The following is a 22608-nucleotide window of genomic DNA, read 5'->3' as shown; positions in this document are numbered from 1 at the left end:
CGTTGCTCGCCGCCGCGCTCGAACACGTCGTCAAGGGGATCGTCGATCACCCGGACGACGTCCGCATCGACTCGTCCACGTCGCCCCGCGGCGACGTGCTCGAAGTGCACGTCCACCCCGATGACCGGGGTCGCGTGATCGGGCGCGGCGGCCGCACGGCCAAAGCCCTGCGCACCCTCATCAGTGCCCTCGCCGACGGACGCCGCGTGCGCGTCGACGTCGCGGACGACTGAGGTGTCAGGCGAGAACACCGCGGGATCGGGCGCAGACGCCCGCAAGCCCGTGAATGCCGTTCCCCCCGCTGGCAAGACGCAGCTCCGTGTCGGTCGCCTCGTCAAGGCGCACGGACTCAAGGGCGCCATCAAGCTCGAGCTGTACACGGACGACCCCGAGGGTCGCTTCGTCCCCGGCGCGACGTTCACCCTGCAGGTTCCCGAGTCGTCGCCGTGGCACGGCAAGCCGCTCACGGTGCGCGAGTTCCGCTGGATGAACAGCCACCCGGTCGCCTTCTTCGAAGACGTCGATGACCGCGACGCCGCAGAGGCGCTCATCCGCGCCATCCTGTGGGTCGATGAGGATATCCAGGCCTCGCCGACCGAGGAGGACGCCTGGTTCGATCACCAGCTCGTCGGCCTCGAGGTCGTCCGTGACGGCCAGGTCGTCGGCAAGGTCGCCCGGGTGGACCACTTCCCCGCGCAGGACCTGCTCATCGTGAAGGTGCGCGACGACGAGGTGCTGGTGCCGTTCGTCAAGGCGATCGTGCCGGAGGTCGACATCGCGGCCGGGCGCGTCATCGTGACGCCGCCGGCAGGACTCTTCGAGGAGCTCCCCGAGGATGACAACGGCGACGACGCTGCGGCGGAGACGTCCGCCGACGACGCTGACGACGCTCCGGCGGGCCCGTCCGCCGACGACGCCGACACCGCTCGCTGACACCGTCTCACGCGGCGCCACCGGCAGCCGTGCGGCAGATGTGATCTGCGGGTAACACGGCGGGAAACGCCCCGGAACCTCCATCCCGGATCATCGAAGGCATGGGCGAAGTACGCACCGTGTGCTCCTACTGCGGCGTCGGCTGCGGTATCTCGGTGACGACCTCCCACGCCGGGGCGGGGCATCCGCTCACCATCGCGAAGGTCGCGGGCGACCGCGCCCACCCCACCAACGCCGGGCGGCTCTGCACCAAGGGCGCGACCCATGCGGAGCTGATGCAGGCTCCGGGGCGCATGACCTCCGCACACGTGCGCCCCGCGAGAGGGGAGCCGGCGGAACCTGTCGCACTCGCTGATGCCGTGACGGATGCCGCGACGCGCCTGCGCGCGATCCTCGACGAGCACGGGCCCGACGCCATCGCGATGTACGTGTCGGGGCAGATGAGCATGGAGGCGCAGTACCTCTCGAACAAACTCGTGAAGGGCTACCTGCGCGGCATCCACATCGAGTCGAACTCCCGCCTGTGCATGGCGTCGGCCGGCACCGGCTACAAGCAGTCGCTCGGTGCCGACGGCCCGCCCGGCTCGTACGAGGACTTCGACCACGCCGACCTGTTCTTCGTGATCGGGTCGAACACGGCGGACTGCCATCCGATCCTGTTCCTGCGGATGGCCGACCGGCTCAAGCAGGGCGCGAGGCTTATCGTCGTCGACCCCCGCCGGACCACGACGGCCGACCGCGCCGATCTCTTCCTGCAGATCGCCCCCGGGACCGACCTCGCCCTCCTCAACGGCCTGCTGCATCTGCTCGTGGAGGCCGGCGACATCGACGAGGAGTTCATCGCCGCCCACACCGAGGGCTGGGAGCACATGGCGGAGGTCCTCTCCGAGTACCCGCCTGCGCGCGTGGCGGAGCTGACCGGACTCCCCGAGGACGACATCCGCACCGCCGCCCGCTGGATCGGGGAGGCCGACGAGTGGATGACGCTGTGGACGATGGGCCTGAACCAGTCCACCCACGGCACGTGGTCGACCAACGCCATCTGCAACCTCCACCTCGCGACAGGCGCCATCTGCCGGCCGGGGAGCGGGCCGTTCTCGCTGACGGGCCAGCCGAACGCGATGGGCGGGCGCGAGATGGGCTACATGGGTCCCGGCCTTCCGGGGCAGCGTGCCGTGTTCAGCGGCCCCGACCGTGCCTTCGTCGAAGAGGTCTGGGGGCTCGAGCCCGGGTCGATCCGCGCCGAGTCCGGCGCCGGCACCGTCGACATGTTCCGCCGCGCCGCAGAGGGCGAGATCAAAGCGGTGTGGATCATCTGCAGCAACCCGGTCGCGTCGGTCGCGAACCGCAAGACGGTGATCGAGGCGCTGGAGAACGCCGAGCTGGTCATCGCCCAGGACGTCTACACCGAGACCGCCACCACCGCGTACGCCGACATCCTGCTCCCCGCCACGCTGTGGGTGGAGGCCGACGGCGTCACGGTCAACAGCGATCGAACGCTCACGCTCGTGCGCGACGTGCTGCCCGCCCCGGGCGAGGCCCAGCCGGACTGGCTGACCATCTGCCAGGTGGCGCGCGCGATGGGGTTCCCGGGCTTCGACTTCGCCTCGAGCGACGAGGTGTTCGACGAGATCCGTCGCTTCTGGAACCCTCAGACCGGATGGGACCTGCGCGGCGTCACGTACGAGCGGCTGCGCGAGACACCGGTGCAGTGGCCCGCGCCCCCTGGCGACGCCGCGACGCGGCATCCGATCCGCTACCTCAACGACGGGGTGAGCCAGTCGCAGCACGTCGAGGACGACGGCACGGTGCCGCGTCTCGCCTTCGCGACCCCTTCGCGCCGCGCCCAGTTCCTGGCGCGCCCACACCTGCCGCCCGCAGAGCTGCCGGACGACGATTATCCGTGGGTGCTCAACACCGGCCGGCTGCCGCACCACTGGCACACTCTGACGAAGACGGGCCGCGTCGCCAAGCTGGCGAAGCTGCATCCCGGCCCGTTCGTCGAAGTGCACCCCGTCGACGCCGAGCGGCACGCGATCGCGGAGGGCGACCTCGTCGAGGTCGCATCGCGCCGCGGCCGCTTCGTCGTGCCCGCGGTGCTCACCGACCGGGTGCAGCCCGGCGGCCTGTTCGCGCCGTTCCACTGGAACGACGAGCACGGCGAGTACGTGACGGTGAACGCGGTGACCAACGACGCGGTGGACCCGCTGTCGGCGCAGCCCGAGTTCAAGTTCGCCGCCGTGACGCTGCGGCGCGTGGGGCCGCCGCCAGGCGGCGCGGCGACCGGTTCCGCCGACGAGGCGCTGGCAGCCGCGGGCGTCGACCTCGCGCCGCCGGCGCTCAACGACCTCGAATGCGCCTACCTCGCGGGATTCCTGTCGACGGTGCGCTCGGCGGTGCTCGCGCCCGGAGAGGTTCCCGTGCTGCCCGTCGAGGCGCCGCTCGGCCCGCGAGCGCGAGCGTGGTTCGATGGTGTGCTCGCCGGCGCCTTCTCGCGCACCACCGCCGGGGGTGGGATGCCGGCGGCCGCGGCACAGGACGAGGTCGTGGTGCTGTGGGGCTCGCAGACCGGCAACGCCGAGGAGTTCGCCGCCGCGGCGACCGCGGCGCTCGGCGCCCGCGGCATCCCGGCGCGTGCCCGGAGCATGGCGGAGCTGCGCGCGTCGGATCTGACCGCCGTGCGCCGGCTGCTCGTCGTCACGTCGACGTTCGGCGACGGCGGGCCGCCCGACAACGCGGCGGCGCTGTGGCACGAGCTGAACGCCGATGGCGCACCCGAGCTCTCCGGGCTGCGCTACGCCGTGCTCGCACTCGGCGACTCGAACTACGACGACTTCTGCGGTCACGGCCGCCGACTCGATGCGAGACTCGGCGAGCTCGGAGCGACGGCTCTCCTCGAGCGCGTCGACCTCGAACCGGATGCCGACGAGCCGCGCGCGGTGTGGCTGGCGCAGATCCTCGCGACCCTCGCGGCGGAGGGTCCGGACGCCGCGAGCGGGGGCGGGGGAGCACTGGGGCTCCAGGCGCCGCCCGCCCGCCGGTTCTTCAGCCGTTCGAACCCGGTGGGTGCGACGCTGGTGCGCAACGACCTGCTCAGCGGCCCGGGTTCGCAGAAGGAGGTGCGGCGCATCGCGTTCGACCTCTCCGACACGGGCGCGCGGTACGAGGCCGGCGACTCGCTCGGCGTGGTCTGCGCCAACTCGCCCGGTGTCGTCGCGGAGTGGCTGGAGGCCACGGGGATCGCGCCGCACACGATCGTGGAGCTCGACGGCCAGGAGCGCACGTTCGTGGACGCCCTGCGCACGAGGCTCGACATCACCAAGACACCTCTCGACCTGGTCCGGTTCGTCGCGGAGCGCAGCGGCGACGGCACCCTGTCGGCGCTGCTCCGGCGCGAGAACAAGGGCCGCCTCGAGCAGTTCCTGTGGAGTCAGCAGGCGGTCGATCTCGTGCGCGACTTCCCGGTGACAGCCACCGCCGCCGACTGGGTCGGCGTGCTCAAACGGCTGCAGCCGCGGCAGTACTCGATCTCGTCGAGTCCGAAGGACGACCCCGACACCGTCGAGCTGACCGTGTCGGTCGTGCGCTTCGAGACGGAGTCGGGCCGCGCGCGCGGCGGCGTGTGCTCGACGTTCCTCGCCGACGGCGATGCCGCCTCGGCTCCCGTCTACCTGCAGCGATCGCCCGCCTTCCGGCCGCCCGCGGCCGGCGACACGCCGATGATCATGATCGGCCCGGGGACCGGCGTCGCGCCGTTCCGCGGGTTCCTGCACGATCGCCGAGCAGACGGGCACACCGGCCGCAACTGGCTCTTCTTCGGGGAGCAGCACGCCGCGACCGACTTCTACTATCGCGAAGAGCTCGAGGGGATGCGCGAGGACGGCTTCCTCACGCGCCTCGACCTCGCCTTCTCACGTGACCAGCGGCAGAAGATCTACGTCCAGGACCGCATGGTCGAGCACGGCGCGCGACTGTGGCGCTGGCTCGAGGAGGGCGCGCACGTCTATGTGTGCGGCGACGCGACGCGCATGGCAAAGGACGTCGACGCGACCCTCGTCGCCATCGCGCAGCAGCACGGCAACCTCTCGGAGGAGGCTGCGGCGGAGTACACGCGCACCCTCGCCGCCGAGGAGCGCTACGTCCGCGACGTCTACTGACGGCGCACCCGACAGCGGGGAATCGCGAAAGGGTGGATCGCTGCGCGCTGTGGCGTGCGGAGATCCACCCTTTCGCGATTCCGGACCGAAGGAGAACTCCCGCTTCGCGGATCCCGCGAGGACGCATGAAGAACGGGATGCCTCGGGGTGAGGCATCCCGTTCTGTCAGGACTCTGAGTCAGATGCGCTGCTTCGCCAGCGACGGCCGCGGGATGACATAGACGAACAGCGTGAGCAGGAGCAGCCCCACGTAGGCGGCTACGAAGCCCACGAAGGCCGCCGCGTAGCCGCCCGTCGCCAGCTGCGACGCGTTCAGCACCTGCGGCACCAGGAAGCCGCCGTACGCGCCGATCGCCGAGATCAGGCCGAGCGCCGCGGCCGACTTGCGCTGCATCTTGGCGGCGTCGGGTGTGCCCGGCGCGAAGCCCTTGGCGATAGCCCGGCCGGCGAAGATGCTGGGGATCATCCGGTAGGTGGAGCCGTTGCCCATGCCGGTAGCGGCGAAGAGCACCAGGAAGCACGCGAGGAACACCGCGAAGTTGCGCAGCGGCAGTGTCCACATGAGCGCGAGTGCCCCCAGCGCCATCACCGCGAAGGCGCCCACCGTGACCCGTGCGCCGCCGAAGCGGTCGGCGAGCCGGCCACCGTACGGGCGGGCGAGCGAGCCGACGAGCGCGCCGAGGAACGCCAGCGAGACGGCGGCCTGCCCGACCTGGATGGTCGAGAACTCCGGGAACTGGTCGGCGATGAGCTTGGGGAACACGCTCGCGAAGCCGATGAACGAGCCGAACGTGCCGATGTAGAGCACGGACATGATCCAGAGGTGCGGTTCGCGCAGGGCCGCGGCGGAGCCGCCGAAGTCGGCCTTCGCGGACGACAGGTTGTCCATGTAGCGCCACGCGCCGAACATCGCCAGCAGGATGAGCGGGATCCACATCCATCCGGCGAGCGAGATGTTGAGCGTCGCACCGGCGCCGATGGTCACCGCGATCGGGACCGCGAACTGCGCGACCGACGTGCCGAGGTTTCCGCCTGCGGCGTTGAGACCGAGCGCCCAGCCCTTCTCCTTCTGGGGGAAGAAGTAGGTGATGTTCGCCATCGAGCTCGCGAAGTTGCCGCCACCGACGCCGCCGAGCGCCGCCACGAGCAGCAGCACGCCGAAAGGCGTGTCGGGATTGCCGACCACGATGCCGAGCAGTACCGCCGGGATCAGCAGGAGGCCGGCCGACACGATCGTCCAGTTGCGGCCGCCGAAGATCGCCACCATGAACGTGTAGGGGAAGCGCAGGGTCGCGCCGACGAGGCTCGGCAGCGAGATGAGCCAGAACGACTCAGAGCTCGTGAGCTGGAAGCCCGCCGCCGGCAGCATCACGACGACGATGCTCCACAGCTGCCAGATGATGAACCCGAGGAACTCGGCGAAGATCGACCAGCCGAGGTTGCGCCGCGCGATGGCGCGACCCTCTCCGAGCCAGAACGTCGCGTTCTCGGCGTTCCACCCGTCGATCCAGCGCCCGGGGCGATGAGTGAGGGCGACCGGCGCATCGGCCGGCGAGGTGATGCTGGGCGGTGATGCGGTATCCGTCAACGACGGCGAATCGGTCGTGGTCATGGCGCCTCCCTGAGGGTGAGCAAACACGTGGGGGTGAGTGTGTCTCCACGTTAGGAACGCGGTGTTTCCGCCCGTCAGCCCGCGCGGTTACTTCTCGATCACTTCTGCGTCACCGCCGTCGCCATGCCGAGGTGGGTGCGCCGTCACACATCGGAAACACGGGGGCCTCCTAGACTCGGAGGCATGCGCGTCGACATCGTCACGATCTTCCCGACGTTCTTCGATGTGCTCGGGGTCTCGCTGATCGGCAAGGCCCGTGACCGCGGCATCCTGGACATGCACGTCCACGACCTGCGTGACTGGACGCACGACCGCCACCGCACCGTCGACGACACCCCGTACGGCGGCGGCGCGGGCATGGTGATGAAGCCGGAGCCGTGGGGCGAGGCGCTCGACGAGCTGCTGAGCGAGGATGCCGTGCTTCTGGTGCCCTCGCCCGCCGGCGAGCTGTTCTCGCAGCCCATGGCGCGAGAGCTGGCGGAGGAGAAGCACCTCGTGTTCGCGTGCGGACGCTACGAGGGGATCGACCAGCGGGTCGTGGATCACTACGCCGCGCGCGGGCGTGTGCGGCTCGTCAGCCTCGGGGATTACGTGCTCAACGGTGGCGAGGTGGCCGCGATGGCGGTCATCGAGGCGGTGTCGCGCCTCATCCCCGGCGTCGTCGGAAACCCCGAGAGCCTCGTGGAGGAGTCGCACGAGCTGGGTCTGCTCGAGTATCCGAGCTACACCAAGCCCGCCGAATGGCGGGGCCTGGAGGTTCCTCCGGTGCTGCTCAGCGGCAACCACGGGGCGATCGCCGCGTGGCGGCGGGAGCAGAGCCTCGAACGCACCCGGGCGCACCGCCCCGATCTGCTGCGGGAGCCCGAACCCGAGTCGGCGCCCTGACACGGCTCAGGCGGGTTCGATCACGTTGAGCCGGTAGCCGCGCTTGACGACCGTCTTCACGAGGTCGGGGACGCCGAGGGCCTCGCGCAGGCGTGCGACGGCCATCTCCACCGCGTGGGTGTTCTCTCCGGACCGGGGGAGGGCAGCCTGCAGGCGCGGACGTGAGACCACGCCGCCATGCGCATCGAACAGGGCCGCCACGATGTCGGTGGCGCTCCGTGACAGAGCGATGTGCCGGCCGTCCAGCACGATCCCGCCGCTGCGCAGCTCGAGCCGGCCGGCGGATGTCGGGAGGGATGCCGCTCCGCCGCCGCCGAAGTGCGTCACGACGGCGCGTACGAGGGAGCCGAGGCGGCCGCGCTCGGCGATGAGCGGGTGAAGGCCCGCATCCTGCAGCGGACCTGCGGTGATCGGCCCGACGGCGGCCATGAGTACGCGCCGCTCGGCCTCGCGCTCGACGATCGCCTCGAGCACGCCTTCGTGGCGGGCCGCGGTGATCCACTCGGCAGCACCGGGCGCGGAGGTGAACAGCACGGCGTCGACCTCGCCCGCCGCGGCTGCGACGACCGAGCGGGAGACGGCCGCGGGATCCGGCGGCGGGCCCCAGCGGTACACGGTGAGGCTCACGACGTCGGCGCCGGCACGCGTGAACAGCTCGTCGAGGCCGTCGGCGCCGGAGCCGTGGTGCTGCACGGCGACGCGTCTGCCGGCAACGCCCTCGGCGAGGAGGAACTCGCCGAGCTCGACCGACGTCTCGGACTCGGCGACCCAGTCGGCGGTCAGACCCGCCTGCTGGATCGCACCACGGGCCTTGGGGCCGCGGGCGACGATCTGCGCACGAGTGAGCGCCGCGTGGAGGTCGTCGAGGAGTCCCGCTTCATCGGCCGCCTCCATCCAGCCACGAAAGCCGACGCCGGTGGTCGCGACCACCACGTCGGGCTGACGTGCGATCAGCTCGCGCGTGGCTGCGATCAGGGCGTCGTCGTCGATGTGCGGCACGATCGTGAGCGCCGGCGCGTGGCGGACCTGCGCACCGTGGCGTTCGAGGGCAGCGGCGAGCTCCGACGAACGACGGTCGACGGCGATGACGATCGTGCAGCCGTCGAGCGCGGCCGACAGGGTGGGGCGGGTGGTGGAGCTCAACGGACGGTGTCACCTGCCAGCTGGTGTTCGGGCTGCAGCAGCCCGGCACGGGCGACGTCGCCCACGACGATGACGGCGGGGTTTCGCACACCGGCACGTCCGGCATCCAACACCACCGAACCCAGCGTACTGCGCGTCGTCCGCTGATCGCGGTGGTGTCCGCGCTCGACGATCGCCACCGGACGGTCGGCCGGCACGCCGGCGTGCAGCGCGTCGGAGACGATGCGGGGCAGCGCGCCGACGCCCATCAGGATCACGGTGGTCACGCTGTCGTCGCGGAGCGCGGCGAGCGTCGCCTCGGTGACCTCGGACGGGCCGTTGACGATGTGCACGGCGCCGGCGACACCGCGATGCGTGACCGGGATGCCGGCGGCCTGCGGCACCGCGATGGCGCTCGAGATTCCGGGCACCACGTCGACGGGGATGCCTGCCGCCAGGCAGGCGGCGACCTCTTCGCCGCCGCGGCCGAAGACGAACGGATCGCCGCCCTTGAGGCGCACCACGCGCTTGCCGGCCCGCGCGCGAGCCACCAGGAGGTCGTTGATCTCCTCCTGCGGCACCGGGTGGTGACCGGGGTGCTTGCCGACATCGATGACCTCGACGCCCGGCCCGACGTGATCGCGGATGTCGGTCGGACCGAGCCGGTCCATCACGACGACGTCCGCGCGCTGCAGCAGACGCCACGCCCGCAGGGTGAGCAGGTCGATCGGACCGGGACCGCCGCCGATGAGGTCGACGCGCCCGACCGCGGTCATCGCTCTCCCTCCCAGCGGACCAGCACGTGTCCTTCGTCCACCGCGACGGGCCAGACGTGCAGGCTCTTGGGCTCCTTGCCCTGGGTGTCGAGGCACGCGCCCGTCCGCAGATCGAAGACCTGCTTGTACATGGGGGACGCGACCGTGGGGACGTCATGCCGTGTCCCGACGATGCCGCGCGAGATGACGTGGGCGTGGCTGTACGGGTCCAGGTTCGACACCGCGTGCACGCGGCCGCCCGACCCGTCCGGTCCGTGGAGGAGGAACAGAGCGATCTGGGTGCCGCCCAGGAGGGCGGCCCGGCCGCGCTCCACCTCGAGGTCGTCGAGGGCGCACACCCGCACCCAGCCGTCGGGAGCGGTGTACTCGGCCGTCCGCGGGTCGACGAGCGTCATCGGCGCACCTCCAGTGTCGTTCCGGCGATGAGCACGCGCGAGTCGGTGCGCTCGTCCTCGGTCGCGGGTCGGGGCTGTCCGCGCTCGGCGGTGTAGGCGAGCGAGGGGTCGGGAGTGGTCGGCGCGTTCACGAAGGAGGCGAACCGACGCAGCTTCTCGGGATCGTCGAGCGTGGCCTTCCACTCGTCCTCGTAGGAGTCCACGTGCGCGGCCATGGCGGTGTCGAGGTCGGCGCAGATGCCCAGGCTGTCGTCGAAGATCACAGCGCGGAGCTCCTCGATGCCGCCGTCCAGATCCTCGAACCACGGCGCCGTCCGCTGCAGCCGGTCGGCGGTGAAGATGTAGTACATCAGGAAGCGGTCGATCGCGGTGAGAAGCTCTTCGTCGCTGAGCCCCTCGGCCAGCAGCACCGCGTGCCGCGGCGTGAAGCCGCCGTTTCCGCCGACGTACATGTTCCAGCCCGCCTCGGTCGCGATGACGCCGACGTCCTTGCCGCGCGCCTCGGCGCACTCGCGGGCGCAGCCCGAGACGCCGAGCTTGATCTTGTGCGGCGAGCGCAGGCCGCGGTAGCGCAGCTCCAGCTGCACGGCCATGCCGACGGAATCCTGCACGCCGTACCGGCACCATGTGGATCCGACGCACGACTTCACCGTGCGCAGCGACTTTCCGTAGGCGTGGCCGGATTCGAACCCCGCCTCGACGAGGCGCTGCCAGATGTCGGGCAGCTGCTCGAGACGCGCGCCGAACATGTCGATGCGCTGTCCGCCGGTGATCTTGGTGTACAGCCCGAAGTCCTGAGCGACCTGGCCGATCACGACGAGTCCCTCGGGCGTGATCTCCCCACCCGGGATGCGGGGGACGACCGAGTAGCTGCCGTCCTTCTGCAGGTTGGCCATCACGTGGTCGTTGGTGTCCTGCAGCGTCGCGTTCTCGCCGTCGAGGACGTGTCCGCGCACCAGCGTGGAGAGGATGCTCGCCAGCGCGGGCTTGCAGATGTCGCAGCCGCGGCCGGTGCCGAAGCGCTCGATCACGGCGCTGAAGGTGGTCAGGCCCGACACGCGGACGGCGTCGAACAGCTGACGGCGCGACATGTCGAAGTGCTCGCAGATGGCGTTGCTCAGCGCCGCACCGGACTTCGCGAGCTCCGTGCCGACGATCTTCTTGACCATCATGACGCAGGAGCCGCAGGCGGCTCCCGCCTTCGTGCACGCCTTGATCCCGGCGACGTCGGTGCAGCCCTCCTCGTGGACAGCATTGCGGATCCGGCCGGCGGTCACGCTGTTGCACGAGCACACGAGCGCGTCGTCGGGAAGATCCCCGGTGGGAGCCGCGACGCCGCCCTCGGGCATGAGGTAGGCAGCCGGGTCGCCGCCGAGCGCACCCCCGACGAGGGGCCGCAGAGAACCGTAGGCCGAGGCGTCGCCGACGAGGATGCCGCCGAGCAGGGTTTTGGCGTCGTCCGAGAGCACGAGCTTCTTGTAGACGCCCGCCACCGGGTCGGCGTACGTCACATCGAGGGCGCCGGGAGTTTCCGCGAAGGCGTCGCCGAAGCTCGCCACATCGACGCCCGACAGCTTGAGCTTCGTCGACAGGTCGTAGCCGGGGAAGGACGCCTCGCCGCCGAGCAGACGGGTCGCGGCGACCTCCGCCATCGCGTAGCCGGGTGCGACCAGTCCCACGCACATGCCGTCGTAGTTGGCGACCTCGCCGATCGCGAGGACCCGCGGGTCGGAGGTCTGGCACCCGTCGTCGATCAGCACGCCGCCGCGCTCGTGCACGTCGAGACCGGCACTGCGGGCCAGTTCGTCGCGCGGCCGCACCCCGACCGTGAACACCACGACGTCGGTGCGTGCATAGGAGCCGTCGCGGAACTCGAGGCCGGTCACCTGACCCGACCGGTCAGGGTCCAATCGGGTCGTCACCGTCTCGGTCTTGACGGCGATGCCGCGCGACTCGATGAGTCGACGGAGCGCATTGCCGCCGGGCAGATCCAGCTGGGCGGACATCAGACGGTCGGAGGACTGCACCACGGTGCAGGCGACGTCGAGACCCTGCAGTGCACCGGCCGCCTCGAGCCCGAGCAGCCCGCCGCCGATCACCGTGCCTGCGAGCGGTCGCCCAAGTTCGGCCGAGCGTCGCTGCACGAACTCCTCGAGCTTCTCGACGTCGTCGAGCGTGCGGTAGACGAAGCAGCCCTCCAGCCCGAAGCCGTCGACAGCGAGCCGTGCGGCGTAGGAGCCGGTCGCGAGCACGAGCCGGTCGTAGGCGACACTCGTGCCGCTGCGCGTGGTCACGCGGCGCGCCGAGCGATCGATGCGGGTCACGGCGTCCCCGCGGAGAAAGCGCACCCGGCTGTCCTCGAGGACGGTGCGCTCGAGCTCGAGATCCTCGGCGGACGCCCCGGCGAAGAACCCTGTCAGCCCCACCCGGTCGTACGGGTGACGCTGCTCCTCGCCGATCAGCGTGATGTGCCACTGCTCGCCGGCCCGGCTCAGCAGGCTCTCGACGAATCGGTGCGCGACCATGCCCGCACCGACGACCACCACATGGGTGCCGAGGGCAGGGGTGTCGTTCATGTCGTCACCGTACGCGGCTGATGTTGCAGCAGCGTCAGCGTCATGTTTCCAGCTGTCGACACGATCCCGGTGGGCCATGGCTCCTCCTCGTGGGGCGAAGATCTCGGTGATCCAGACGTTACGAGGGCGGTGTTTCACCCCCCGACCGCCCACCGTTACCCCGAGCGAACGTTTCTCTCACAGCCCGGGCGGCAGAGGTGTGAGAACGGCAGGCCCGCCGCACGCATACCGGCCGCCGACACTGGGCGCCACCCCGAACCTCCGTTCCCCCGCGCCCGCTAGGGTGAAGGCCCCGCCGAAATGGAGGTCGCATGCAGATCTGGCCCGGTTCCCCGTACCCGCTGGGGGCGACGTTCGATGGCAGCGGAACCAACTTCGCGCTCTTCAGCGAAGGCGCCGATCGCGTCGAGCTCTGCCTCTTCGACGATGACGGCACCGAGACCCGCGTCGACCTCGTCGACGTCGACGCCTTCGTCCATCACGGGTATCTGCCTTCCATCCAGCCGGGACAGCGCTACGGCTATCGCGTGCACGGCGAATACGACCCGGCCACGGGCAAGCGGTTCAACGCGAACAAGCTGGTGCTCGACCCCTACGCCAAGGCGGTGGAGGGTCAGGTGCGCTGGGGTCAGGCCGTGTTCGGCTACGACTTCGGAGAGCCCGACTCGCGCAACGACGAGGACTCCGCGTCCCACCAGATGATGGGCGTCGTCGTGAACCCGTACTTCGACTGGAGCGGCGACCGGCAGCCCAAGACGCCGTACGCGGAGTCGTTCATCTACGAGGCCCACGTGCGAGGGCTCACGAAGCTGCACCCGGCGATTCCCGAGGAGATCCGCGGCACCTACAGCGCGATCGCGCACCCCGCGATCATCGAGCACCTCGAGAAGCTCGGCGTGACGGCCATCGAGCTCATGCCGGTCCACCAGTTCGTCAACGACTCGGGCCTCGAGGAGAAGGGCCTCTCGAATTACTGGGGCTACAACACCATCGCGTTCTTCGCTCCGCAGAACACCTACTCCTCGAGCGGCCAGCGCGGCCAGCAGGTGCAGGAGTTCAAGGCCATGGTCAAGGCCCTGCACGCCGCGGGGATCGAGGTGATCCTCGACGTCGTGTACAACCACACCGCTGAGGGGAACCACCTCGGCCCGACGTTGTCGATGCGCGGCATCGACAACGAGGCGTACTACCGTCTCGAAGACGACGACAAGCGCTACTACACCGACTACACGGGGACCGGGAACAGCCTCAACGCCGGCAACCCGCACACGCTGCAGCTCATCATGGACTCGCTGCGGTACTGGGTGCTCGAGATGCACGTCGACGGCTTCCGCTTCGATCTCGCCTCCACGCTCGCGCGCGAGTTCTACGAGGTCGACCGCCTGTCGACCTTCTTCGAGCTGGTCCAGCAGGATCCCGTGGTGTCGCAGGTGAAGCTCATCGCCGAGCCGTGGGACGTCGGCCCCGGCGGCTATCAGGTCGGCAACTTCCCGCCGCAGTGGACGGAGTGGAACGGCAAGTACCGCGACACGGTGCGCGACTTCTGGCGGGGCGAGCCCGCGACCCTCGGCGAGTTCGCGTCGCGACTCACCGGCTCGTCGGACCTCTACGAGCACTCGGGGCGCCGGCCGGTGGCATCCATCAACTTCGTCACCGCGCATGACGGCTTCACCCTGCGTGACCTCGTCTCGTACAACGAGAAGCACAACGAGGCAAACGGGGAGGACAACCGCGACGGCGCCGACGACAACCGCTCGTGGAACTGCGGCGTCGAAGGGCCGACGGACGATCCGGACGTGCTGGCGCTGCGCGCCCGCCAGCAGCGGAACTTCATCGCCACGCTGATGCTGTCGCAGGGCGTGCCGATGCTGCTGCATGGGGACGAGCTCGGCCGCACTCAGGGCGGGAACAACAACGGTTACGCGCAGGACAACGAGATCACATGGGTGGACTGGTCCGCGCCCGACCAGCCGCTCCTCGAGTTCACGGCGGCTCTGGCGCGGCTGCGCCGCGAGCACCCGACGTTCCGTCGCCGTCGCTTCTTCGATGGGCGCCCGGTGCGCCGCGAAGAGGGGGCGCCGATCCCCGACATCGTGTGGGCACGTCCTGACGGTTCGCAGATGCAGCCCGAGGACTGGGGCTCGGGGTTCGGTCGTGCTGTCGCGGTGTTCCTCAACGGCGGCGGCATCCGTGAGCGCGACCGCCGGGGCGAAGCGATCTCGGACCGCCACTTCATCGTGCTGTTCAATGCCGGAGACGACTCCGTCGACTTCCTGATCCCGGCCGTCGAGTTCAGCCCGGAGTGGGACGTGATCGTCGACACCGCGGGGGTTCACGCCAACACCGAGCCGATCGAGCCCGGGTCGACCCTGGCGGTTCCCGCCCGGTCGCTGATGGTGCTGCGAGAGCACGAGCTGCCCGAGCCCGAGGTCGACCACTCCGTGGCGGCGTCGCTCGCGGCCGCGAATCCGGTCGGACCCGACGAGGTGCGCTCAGCCGCCCCGCGCGCAGAGCTCCGCCACTGAGAGGATCCGAAGAGCCATGCCGACGTCGCGACCCGCGTCCACGTATCGTCTGCAGATCCGTCCGTCGTTCACACTCGATGACGCCGTCGCGCTCCGCGAGTACCTGAGCGATCTCGGCGTCGACTGGGTGTACTTCTCGCCCCTCCTCACCGCTTCCCAGGGATCCGACCACGGCTACGACGTCGTCGATCCGACGTCTGTCGATCCGTCTCGAGGCGGCAGGGCGGCGCTCGAGCGCGCGGCGCACGCCTTCCACGGGGCCGGCCGGGGCATCCTGGTCGACATCGTCCCGAACCACGTCGGCGTCGCGCGCCCCGATGAGAACCCGTGGTGGTGGGATCTGCTGACACACGGTCGCCGGTCGCGCTGGGCTGCGGCCTTCGACATCGACTGGGACTTCGGCGGCGGAAAGGTGCGGCTGCCGGTCCTCGGCGAAGACGCCGCGCAGGCTGCGGCAGCCGGCACGCTCCGCGTCGAGGACGGCGAGCTCCGCTACTACGACCACCGGTTCCCGCTCGCGCCGGGCAGCACGCGATCCGACCCTGAGGACGTGCTGGCCGTGCACGCGCGGCAGCACTACGAGCTCATGTCGTGGCGCCGAGAAGCCTTCGACCTCAACTTCCGCCGGTTCTTCGGCGTCTCGAGCCTCGCAGCGATCCGTGTCGAGGACCCGGAGGTGTTCGAGGCGAGCCACGGCGAGATCGGCAGCTGGTTCGCCGACGGCCTGGTCGACGGCCTGCGGGTGGATCATCCCGATGGTCTGCGTGCCCCGGTGGAGTACCTGGAGCACCTCGACGCGCTCACCGGCGGCGCCTACGTCCTCGTGGAGAAGATCCTCGAGCACGGCGAGACATTGCCGCAGTTCTTCGCCGCCGACGGCACGACGGGCTACGAGGCGCTCGCGGCCATCGACCGCGTGCTCGTGGATCCCCGCGGCGAAGCGCACCTGGACGCCCTCGACGCACGGCTGCGCGAGCATTCGCGCCTGCCCGCCGCGCAGCCGTGGCCCGAGGTGATCGCGGCCACGAAGCGGGGGATCGGCGAGGGGATCCTGCGCTCCGAGGTGCGTCGGCTCGCCCGTGACCTCGGAGCGCCCGACGACGCCGCGACCGAGGACGCGCTCGTCGAGCTCCTCGCACGCTTCCCGGTGTACCGGTCGTATCTGCCGGCGGGCCGCGAGCACCTGGACGAGGCGGCCGCCGCCGCCCGCGCGCACCGCCCCGACCTGGCTGCGACGCTCGACGCCGTGCTCCCGGCGCTCGCCGACCCCCGGCATCCCGCCGCGCTGCGCTTCCAGCAGACCAGCGGCATGGTGATGGCGAAGGGGGTGGAGGACACGGCGTTCTACCGGGCGACGCGCCTCGGGACGCTCACCGAGGTCGGCGCGGATCCCTCCGTGTTCGCGCTGTCGGTCGATGGGTTCCACGCCGCCCAGGCGGCTCGGCACGCCGCCTGGCCGCACTCGATGACGACCCTCTCGACGCACGACACCAAGCGGGGCGAAGACGTGCGCGCGCGGCTCGCCGTGCTCTCCGAGATCCCCGAGCGGTGGGGCGAGGTGCTGGAGGAACTGACGGATGCCGCCTCCGCCGGCCACGGACCCTTCGACGCGCTGCTGTGGCAGGCCATCGTGGGTGCCTGGCCGGCATCCCGTGAGCGCCTGCACGCGTATGCCGAGAAGGCGGCGCGCGAGGCGGGCGAGGCCACCTCGTGGCTGGAGCCGGACGCGGGGTTCGAGCGCCGCCTCCACGCGGCGGTCGATGCGGCATTCGACGACCCCGCGGTGGCGGCGCGCCTGGAGTCCTTCGTCTCCGAGATCGAGGGCGCCGGCTGGTCGAACGCGCTGTCGGCGAAGCTGCTGCAGCTCACCGGTCCGGGTGTCCCCGACGTCTATCAGGGCAGCGAGCTGTGGGAGCAGAGCCTCGTCGACCCCGACAACCGCAGGGCCGTCGACTTCGACGAACGCCGCCGGCTGCTGTCGCGCATCGACGCGGGTGAGCAGCCGATCGTCGATCGGAGCGGAGCGGCGAAGCTGCTCGTCACCTCTCGCGCCCTGCGGCTGCGTCGCGACCGCCCCGACCTGTTCACGCGCTACACGCCCATGACGGTGGTCGGCTCCGCCGCCGAGCACGCGATCGCGGCCGACCGCGGCGGCGCGGTGGCGGTGGCGACGCGCCGCCCGGTCGGACTGGCGCGCCGCGGTGAGGCGACCGGATCCCCGTGGGGCGACACGGTCCTGCTGCGGCACGCCGGACCCACCACCGACGTGCTCACCGGGCGGTCGTTCACCGGCCACATCGCGTTGGCGGAACTGCTCGACGTCTATCCCGTCGCGCTGCTGATCACGGCGGAGCCGTCATGATCCCCGAAGTCTGGGCTCCGCGGGCGACCACGGTCGCGCTCCGCGCGCCCGGGCGGGGTGCCGACACGCCGATGACTCACATCGGCGGGGGCTTGTGGCGCGCCGGCCTCGAGCTGGAGCACGGCGACGGGTACGGCTTCGTCCTGGACGACGCGACGGTGGCACGGCCCGATCCGCGATCACGGCGCCAGCCTCGCGGCGTACACGAGCTGAGCGCCGTCTTCGACCCCGGCATCCACGAATGGAACGACGGCTCGTGGACCGGGCGGCAGCTCGCCGGGGGAGTGGTCTACGAGCTGCACATCGGCACCTTCACGCCCGAGGGGACATTGGATGCCGCCGCCCGGCGGCTCGGGCACCTCGTGGAGCTCGGCATCGACTTCGTCGAGCTGCTGCCGGTCAACGGCTTCAACGGCGTGCACAACTGGGGCTACGACGGCGTGCTCTGGTACGCGGTGCACGAGCCGTACGGAGGTCCGGCCGCTTATCAGCGCTTCGTCGACGCGTGCCATGCGGCCGGGCTCGGCGTGATCCAGGACGTCGTCTACAACCACCTCGGCCCGAGCGGCAACTATCTGCCCGAGTTCGGACCGTACCTGCGCGACGCGGAGTCGAACACCTGGGGGTCCTCCGTCGACCTCGACGAAGCCGAGGTCCGGCGCTACATCGTCGAGAACGCGCTGATGTGGCTGCGCGACCACCACGTCGACGGCCTGCGGCTCGACGCCGTGCACGCCCTGAAGGACGACGGCCCCGTCCACATCCTGCAGGAGCTCGCGGAATCGGTCGACGCGCTCAGCGCTCACCTCGGTCGGCCGCTCACGCTGATCGCGGAATCCGACCTGAACGACGCCCGGCTGATCTCGGCGCGCGAAGCCGGCGGATACGGGCTCACGGCGCAGTGGAACGACGACTACCATCACGCACTGCATGTCGCCCTGACAGGAGAGACCACCGGCTACTACGCCGACTTCGCCTCCCTGGAGGCGCTGGCGAAAGCAGCCACGCGGGGCTTCTTCCACGACGGCACGTGGTCGTCCTTCCGCGGTCGCGCGCACGGTCACCCCATCGACCCGCGTATCCCCGCCTGGCGGCTGGTGACGTTCTCGCAGGACCACGATCAGATCGGCAACCGGGCGGCCGGCGACCGACTCTCCCAGACGCTCGACGAAGGCGGTCTCGCGATCGCCGCGGTCCTCACGGTGCTCGCACCGTTCACGCCGATGCTGTTCATGGGCGAGGAATGGGCGGCCTCCACGCCCTGGCAGTTCTTCACTTCGCACCCCGAACCCGAGCTGGGCGCGGCCACCGCCCGCGGCCGCAAAGCGGAGTTCGCACGCATGGGATGGGACGAGTCCCTCGTGCCGGATCCGCAGGATCCCGAGACCTTCCGGCGCTCCACCCTGCGCTGGGAGGAGAAGGATGCCGGCACCCACGCGCGTGTGCTTGCTCTGTACCGGGAGCTCCTCGCGCTGCGACGGGCGCGCCCCGAACTCACCGACCCCGACTTCCGCCACATCGCGGCCACGGCCGACGACGGCGCGCGCTGGTTCCGGCTCGCGCGCGGCAGCACAGAGATCGTCGTGAACTTCTCGACCGAGCTCCTGCGCCTGCCGGTGAGCGGCGCGCGGCGGATACTGCTGTCGACCGATCCGGGAGCGTCGGCCGCGGAGAACACGCGCGCGCTGCCGCCGCGCTCAGCGGTGGTCGTCGCGACCGGGACGGACTGAGGTCAGCGGACGCCGAGCCACGTACGGTCCGAGAGCACGATCGGGCCGTCCTCGGTGATCGCGACGGTGTGCTCGGAGTGGGCGCCCCGCGACCCGTCGGCCGAGCGCAGCGTCCACCCGTCCGGGTCGGTGATGAGCTCGTCGGTCGTCTGCAGGAACCACGGCTCGAGGGCGAGCACGAGCCCCGCCCGCAGCGGGTAGCCGCGCCCGGCCTTGCCGTCGTTGGCGACGTGCGGGTCGCCGTGCATCTCACGACCCACGCCGTGCCCGCCGAAGTCCGTGTTGATGGAGTAGCCGTCGCCGTGGGCGACGGCGGCGATGGCCGCGGAGATGTCGCCGATGCGGTTGCCCACCGTCGCCGCCGCGATTGCGGCATCCAGCGCCCGCTCCGTCGTGTCGATCAGCGCGAGATCCTCGTCACGCGGTGTGCCCACGACGAACGAGACGGCGGAATCGGCCACCCAGCCGTCGATCGACACGGCGAAGTCGAGTGACACCAGATCCCCGTCGCGCAGGCTGTAGTCGAAGGGCAGTCCGTGCAGCACCGCGTCGTTGACCGAGGTGCAGATGACCTTGCCGAAGGGACGGGCGCCGAACGAGGGGTGGTAGTCGATGTAGCACGACTCGGCGCCGGCCCGGCGGATCAGCTCGTGGGCTCGGCGGTCGATCGCCAGGAGGTTCGTGCCCACCTTGGTCTCGTCGCGCAGTGTCGCGAGCGTCTCGGCGACGAATCGCCCGGCGGGCTTCATCGCCTCGATCTCGGCAGGGGTGCGCAACTCGATCATGTGGAGCTTCCTCTCAGTCCTCCTCCATTCTGTCGGACTCGGCACCACCGGGCTGGGAGGATGCCCCGTGGCACGCGGAACCGCGCCGTCACCCGCATCGTCGGCGTACCATCAGAGGCATGTGGCTGCGTCGCGTGTTCTTCGGCTGGCTCATTCCGGCGGCCTTCCTGCTGCCGCTGTGGCTCTTCGTCGGGTGGGCCGTCTTCAATGCGGGCGGCTGGGCGTTCCTCTGGGTGCTGTTCCTCGCGATCCCCGGCGTGTTCGTCTGGCAGCTGATCCTCACGCTCCTGGTGCGGGCGCGCGGTACGGTCCGCGCCCATCGCGCCGTCTCGTGGTGGGACGTCCTCGGGTTCACCGTCTGGCACGGGCTCGTGATCTCGCTCGGCTTCTTCGCCGAGGCCTGGTGGGCCCCGGTGATGGTCGTGACGATCCTGGCCGGTGTCGGGTTGTTCTGGCTCGAGCTGTGGCAGCTGTGGAGCGAGGCCCGGCCGTCGCGATTCGTCCTGCGCACAGCCGACGGCGTCGCCTACATTCCGGCGCCGGCCGACGAAGGGTACGTCGCCGAACGCGACGTCATCATCATCTCCGAGAAGCAGACGCCGCCCGCGAGCTGACGCGTTTTGGCCGGGTGCGGCATCCATGGCAGAATGGTTGTTTGTGCCCTGACCGGTTCTGCCTCAGGGGAATCAGCTGAACGGCGTCACGCCGGAGGCCTGCGGCACACCGAGTCCTTCACCTTACTTCCCGCGGTCGACCTGTGGCGGCCGCAGAGAGAGACGATCATGCAGATCCTCGACGCCGTCGATGCGGCTTCACTCCGCTCCGACATCCCCGCCTTCAACGCCGGCGACACCGTGAAGGTGCACGTCAACATCACCGAGGGCAACCGCTCGCGTATCCAGGTCTTCCAGGGCGTCGTCATCGGCCGCTCGGGCGACGGCGTGCGCGAGACCTTCACGGTCCGCAAGATCAGCTTCCAGGTCGGCGTCGAGCGCACCTTCCCGGTGCACTCCCCGGTCATCGACCACATCGAGGTCGTGACCCGTGGTGACGTGCGCCGCGCGAAGCTCTACTACCTGCGCAACCTCCGTGGCAAGAAGGCCAAGATCAAGGAGAAGCGCGACAACTGACACCAGCTGCCTGCAGCGCTGTCTCGAGGCCCCGGACGCTTGCGTCCGGGGCCTCGTCCGTTCTCCGGACGGGCCGGAATGTGCGACCCTTGAAGGCGGGTCGCCGCGACCGTCGGCGCCCGCGAAGGAACTCCATGACGACCGAGAAGTCGGCTCCCGCCGAGCCGGCCCCCGGGGCCGAGCCCGCAGCGACCATTCAGCCGCGTCGTCGGGGCTGGCTCGTCTTCCTGCGCGATGTGATCGTGATCATCCTGATCGCCGTCCTCGTCTCGCTCATCGTGAAGACGTTCATCGTCCGATCGTTCTACATCCCCTCCGGTTCGATGGAGGACACCCTTCACGTCAAGGACCGCATCCTCGTGGACGAGATCACCCCGCGGTTCGGTGCCTACGAGCGGGGCGACATCGTCGTGTTCCAGGATCCCGGCGGCTGGCTGCCGCCGAGCACGGAGCCCGCCCGCCCGCCGATCGTCGAGGGCGTGGAGTGGGTGCTGTCGCTCGTGGGTCTCGCCGCGCCCGACAGCGACGACCACCTCGTCAAGCGCATCATCGGGCTCCCGGGTGACCACGTCGTGTGCTGCAACGCGATCGGTCAGATCACGGTCAACGACGTGCCCATCAACGAGAGCGTGTACATCAAGCTGCCGGCGGGGGAGTCGGCGGCATCCGGCGACCCCTTCGACATCGTCGTGCCCGAGGACAGTCTCTGGGTGCTGGGCGACAACCGCTACCGCTCGAAGGACTCGCGGTACAACACCGACCAGCCGGGCAAGGGCTTCGTGCCGATCGACAACCTCGTCGGCCGCGCCTTCCTCGTGACCTGGCCGTTCGACCGGTTCGGTTTCCTCGACTTCCACCACGACGTGTTCGCCGGCGTTCCCGCGCCGGAGCCGGAGGGCGGCGCGAAGTGACCGTCGCCGAGCCTCGTCTCACGCTCGAGCGGCGGCTCCTGCGGGAGCACGCGCTCGTCATCGCGTGCGACGAGGTCGGCCGCGGTGCGCTGGCCGGACCGGTCGCCGTCGGCGCGGCGGTGGTCGACGCCCCCCGCTCCCGCAAGCGGATCCCGCAGGGGCTGCGCGACTCGAAGCTGGTCCCCGAGCCCCGGCGCGCCGACGTCGCGGCACGGGCGGCGTCGTGGGTCGCAGCGAGCGCGGTCGGCTGGGCGAGCTCGGAGGAGATCGACGAGATCGGGATCATGCGCGCACTCGGGCTCGCCGCCATCCGCGCGATCGCCGACCTGCGCGCTCACGGGGTCGTCCCCGAGGATGCCATCGTGATCCTCGACGGCAACTACGACTACATCCGCCCCGCCGGCGCGTGGGGGCTGACGGTGCAGCCGGTCATCAAGGCCGATCGCGACTGCGCTTCGGCGGCGGCGGCATCCGTCATCGCCAAAGTCGCGCGCGACAGTCTCATGACCGAGCTCCACGACGAGCTTCCGGCCTACAACTGGGCGCGTAACAAGGGCTACGCGAGCCCCGACCACCGCGAGGCCATCCGCACGCACGGAATCAGCCGACACCATCGCGCGTCCTGGTCTATCGCGGACGCGCCGACGCTCTTCTGAGCGTTCGCCACGCGCGGACCGGCGTCGCGGCATTCGTTCACGCCCATAGGATG

Annotated in this window: 17 protein-coding genes; 11 read left to right on the top strand and 6 right to left on the bottom strand. The window is 70.5% G+C overall.

Annotated elements, in window-relative coordinates:
* The first annotated feature begins 2 nt into the window (after positions 1 to 2).
* The 3 genes from ACI3KX_RS03260 (at position 3) to ACI3KX_RS03250 (ending at position 5090) form a co-directional block, all read left to right on the top strand.
* Entirely contained in the window at positions 3 to 233 is a 231-nt protein-coding gene (locus tag ACI3KX_RS03260; RefSeq protein ID WP_045276246.1) for an RNA-binding protein, read from the top strand.
* Between the two features lies 1 nt (position 234).
* Positions 235 to 933: a ribosome maturation factor RimM gene (rimM, locus tag ACI3KX_RS03255; protein WP_404907678.1), complete on the top strand. Its 699-nt coding sequence runs from the start codon at positions 235 to 237 to the stop codon at positions 931 to 933.
* 101 nt (positions 934 to 1034) lie between these two features.
* Positions 1035 to 5090: a molybdopterin-dependent oxidoreductase gene (locus ACI3KX_RS03250; protein ID WP_404907676.1), complete on the top strand. Its 4056-nt coding sequence runs from the start codon at positions 1035 to 1037 to the stop codon at positions 5088 to 5090.
* A 178-nt stretch (positions 5091 to 5268) separates the two neighbouring features.
* Here ACI3KX_RS03250 and ACI3KX_RS03245 read toward each other — a convergent pair whose 3' ends face one another.
* Complete coding sequence (locus tag ACI3KX_RS03245; RefSeq protein ID WP_363357221.1) at positions 5269 to 6702, bottom strand: MFS transporter; 1434 nt, start codon at positions 6700 to 6702, stop codon at positions 5269 to 5271.
* A gap of 183 nt (positions 6703 to 6885) precedes the next feature.
* Here ACI3KX_RS03245 and trmD point away from each other — a divergent pair, with 183 nt between their 5' ends.
* Positions 6886 to 7587 (top strand): tRNA (guanosine(37)-N1)-methyltransferase TrmD, encoded by a 702-nt coding sequence (gene trmD, locus ACI3KX_RS03240; protein ID WP_363357222.1) that lies wholly within the window; start codon positions 6886 to 6888, stop codon positions 7585 to 7587.
* Between the two features lie 6 nt (positions 7588 to 7593).
* On the opposite strand, the gene ACI3KX_RS03235 is transcribed toward trmD, so the two are convergent.
* The 4 genes from ACI3KX_RS03235 to nirB are packed head-to-tail and all read right to left on the bottom strand — an operon-like array spanning position 7594 to position 12456.
* Complete coding sequence (locus tag ACI3KX_RS03235; protein WP_363357223.1) at positions 7594 to 8730, bottom strand: uroporphyrinogen-III synthase; 1137 nt, start codon at positions 8728 to 8730, stop codon at positions 7594 to 7596.
* Positions 8727 to 9485 carry a uroporphyrinogen-III C-methyltransferase gene (gene cobA / locus ACI3KX_RS03230; protein WP_349427323.1) on the bottom strand — a complete coding sequence of 253 codons (759 nt, stop codon included), beginning with the start codon at positions 9483 to 9485 and terminating at the stop codon, positions 8727 to 8729. Before cobA ends, ACI3KX_RS03235 begins: the two co-directional genes overlap by 4 nt.
* The gene (nirD, locus tag ACI3KX_RS03225; protein ID WP_349427324.1) at positions 9482 to 9880 is read right to left on the bottom strand and encodes a nitrite reductase small subunit NirD; all 399 of its coding nucleotides are present in this window, start codon (positions 9878 to 9880) and stop codon (positions 9482 to 9484) included. The genes cobA and nirD overlap by 4 nt, the downstream gene beginning before the upstream one ends.
* Complete coding sequence (nirB, locus tag ACI3KX_RS03220; protein ID WP_404907673.1) at positions 9877 to 12456, bottom strand: nitrite reductase large subunit NirB; 2580 nt, start codon at positions 12454 to 12456, stop codon at positions 9877 to 9879. Before nirB ends, nirD begins: the two co-directional genes overlap by 4 nt.
* A 311-nt stretch (positions 12457 to 12767) precedes the next feature.
* On the opposite strand from nirB, the gene glgX reads away from it, so the two are divergent.
* Genes glgX through treZ form a run of 3 tightly spaced genes read left to right on the top strand, consistent with a single transcriptional unit; the run spans position 12768 to position 19073 of the window.
* Entirely contained in the window at positions 12768 to 14981 is a 2214-nt protein-coding gene (gene glgX, locus ACI3KX_RS03215) for a glycogen debranching protein GlgX (RefSeq protein WP_363357226.1), read from the top strand.
* A 16-nt stretch (positions 14982 to 14997) separates the two neighbouring features.
* Positions 14998 to 17343, top strand: coding sequence for a malto-oligosyltrehalose synthase (gene treY / locus ACI3KX_RS03210; RefSeq protein ID WP_404907671.1), 2346 nt, complete (start codon positions 14998 to 15000; stop codon positions 17341 to 17343).
* Positions 17340 to 19073 (top strand): malto-oligosyltrehalose trehalohydrolase, encoded by a 1734-nt coding sequence (gene treZ, locus ACI3KX_RS03205; protein WP_404907669.1) that lies wholly within the window; start codon positions 17340 to 17342, stop codon positions 19071 to 19073. Before treY ends, treZ begins: the two co-directional genes overlap by 4 nt.
* 2 nt (positions 19074 to 19075) lie before the next feature.
* On the opposite strand, the gene map is transcribed toward treZ, so the two are convergent.
* Positions 19076 to 19858 carry a type I methionyl aminopeptidase gene (map, locus tag ACI3KX_RS03200; protein WP_404907667.1) on the bottom strand — a complete coding sequence of 261 codons (783 nt, stop codon included), beginning with the start codon at positions 19856 to 19858 and terminating at the stop codon, positions 19076 to 19078.
* A 119-nt stretch (positions 19859 to 19977) separates the two neighbouring features.
* Here map and ACI3KX_RS03195 point away from each other — a divergent pair, with 119 nt between their 5' ends.
* From ACI3KX_RS03195 to ACI3KX_RS03180, 4 genes are all read left to right on the top strand, one after another.
* Positions 19978 to 20472, top strand: coding sequence for an MFS transporter permease (locus ACI3KX_RS03195; RefSeq protein WP_349427330.1), 495 nt, complete (start codon positions 19978 to 19980; stop codon positions 20470 to 20472).
* A gap of 168 nt (positions 20473 to 20640) precedes the next feature.
* Positions 20641 to 20988: a 50S ribosomal protein L19 gene (gene rplS, locus ACI3KX_RS03190; RefSeq protein ID WP_179432961.1), complete on the top strand. Its 348-nt coding sequence runs from the start codon at positions 20641 to 20643 to the stop codon at positions 20986 to 20988.
* A 134-nt stretch (positions 20989 to 21122) separates the two neighbouring features.
* Positions 21123 to 21899, top strand: a complete 777-nt coding sequence (gene lepB, locus ACI3KX_RS03185; protein ID WP_349427331.1) for a signal peptidase I — start codon at positions 21123 to 21125, stop codon at positions 21897 to 21899.
* Complete coding sequence (locus tag ACI3KX_RS03180) at positions 21896 to 22555, top strand: ribonuclease HII (RefSeq protein WP_349427332.1); 660 nt, start codon at positions 21896 to 21898, stop codon at positions 22553 to 22555. The genes lepB and ACI3KX_RS03180 overlap by 4 nt, the downstream gene beginning before the upstream one ends.
* Positions 22556 to 22608 lie beyond the last annotated feature (53 nt).

Source organism: Microbacterium sp. ZW CA_36, assembly GCF_044987475.1.
Taxonomy (GTDB): domain Bacteria; phylum Actinomycetota; class Actinomycetes; order Actinomycetales; family Microbacteriaceae; genus Microbacterium.
The sequence above is the reverse complement of the archived record's forward strand: the minus strand, read 5'-3'. Positions and strand labels throughout refer to the sequence as shown.

Bases quoted from the DNA above. Each gene is read 5' to 3' on its own strand.
- ACI3KX_RS03250 (WP_404907676.1), top strand. From the start codon at position 1,035: ATGGGCGAAGTACGCACCGTGTGCTCCTACTGCGGCGTCGGCTGCGGT.
- ACI3KX_RS03245 (WP_363357221.1), bottom strand. From the start codon at position 6,702: ATGACCACGACCGATTCGCCGTCGTTGACGGATACCGCATCACCGCCC.
- trmD (WP_363357222.1), top strand. From the start codon at position 6,886: ATGCGCGTCGACATCGTCACGATCTTCCCGACGTTCTTCGATGTGCTC.
- cobA (WP_349427323.1), bottom strand. From the start codon at position 9,485: ATGACCGCGGTCGGGCGCGTCGACCTCATCGGCGGCGGTCCCGGTCCG.
- nirD (WP_349427324.1), bottom strand. From the start codon at position 9,880: ATGACGCTCGTCGACCCGCGGACGGCCGAGTACACCGCTCCCGACGGC.
- nirB (WP_404907673.1), bottom strand. From the start codon at position 12,456: ATGAACGACACCCCTGCCCTCGGCACCCATGTGGTGGTCGTCGGTGCG.
- glgX (WP_363357226.1), top strand. From the start codon at position 12,768: ATGCAGATCTGGCCCGGTTCCCCGTACCCGCTGGGGGCGACGTTCGAT.
- treY (WP_404907671.1), top strand. From the start codon at position 14,998: ATGCCGACGTCGCGACCCGCGTCCACGTATCGTCTGCAGATCCGTCCG.
- treZ (WP_404907669.1), top strand. From the start codon at position 17,340: ATGATCCCCGAAGTCTGGGCTCCGCGGGCGACCACGGTCGCGCTCCGC.
- map (WP_404907667.1), bottom strand. From the start codon at position 19,858: ATGATCGAGTTGCGCACCCCTGCCGAGATCGAGGCGATGAAGCCCGCC.
- ACI3KX_RS03195 (WP_349427330.1), top strand. From the start codon at position 19,978: ATGTGGCTGCGTCGCGTGTTCTTCGGCTGGCTCATTCCGGCGGCCTTC.
- rplS (WP_179432961.1), top strand. From the start codon at position 20,641: ATGCAGATCCTCGACGCCGTCGATGCGGCTTCACTCCGCTCCGACATC.
- lepB (WP_349427331.1), top strand. From the start codon at position 21,123: ATGACGACCGAGAAGTCGGCTCCCGCCGAGCCGGCCCCCGGGGCCGAG.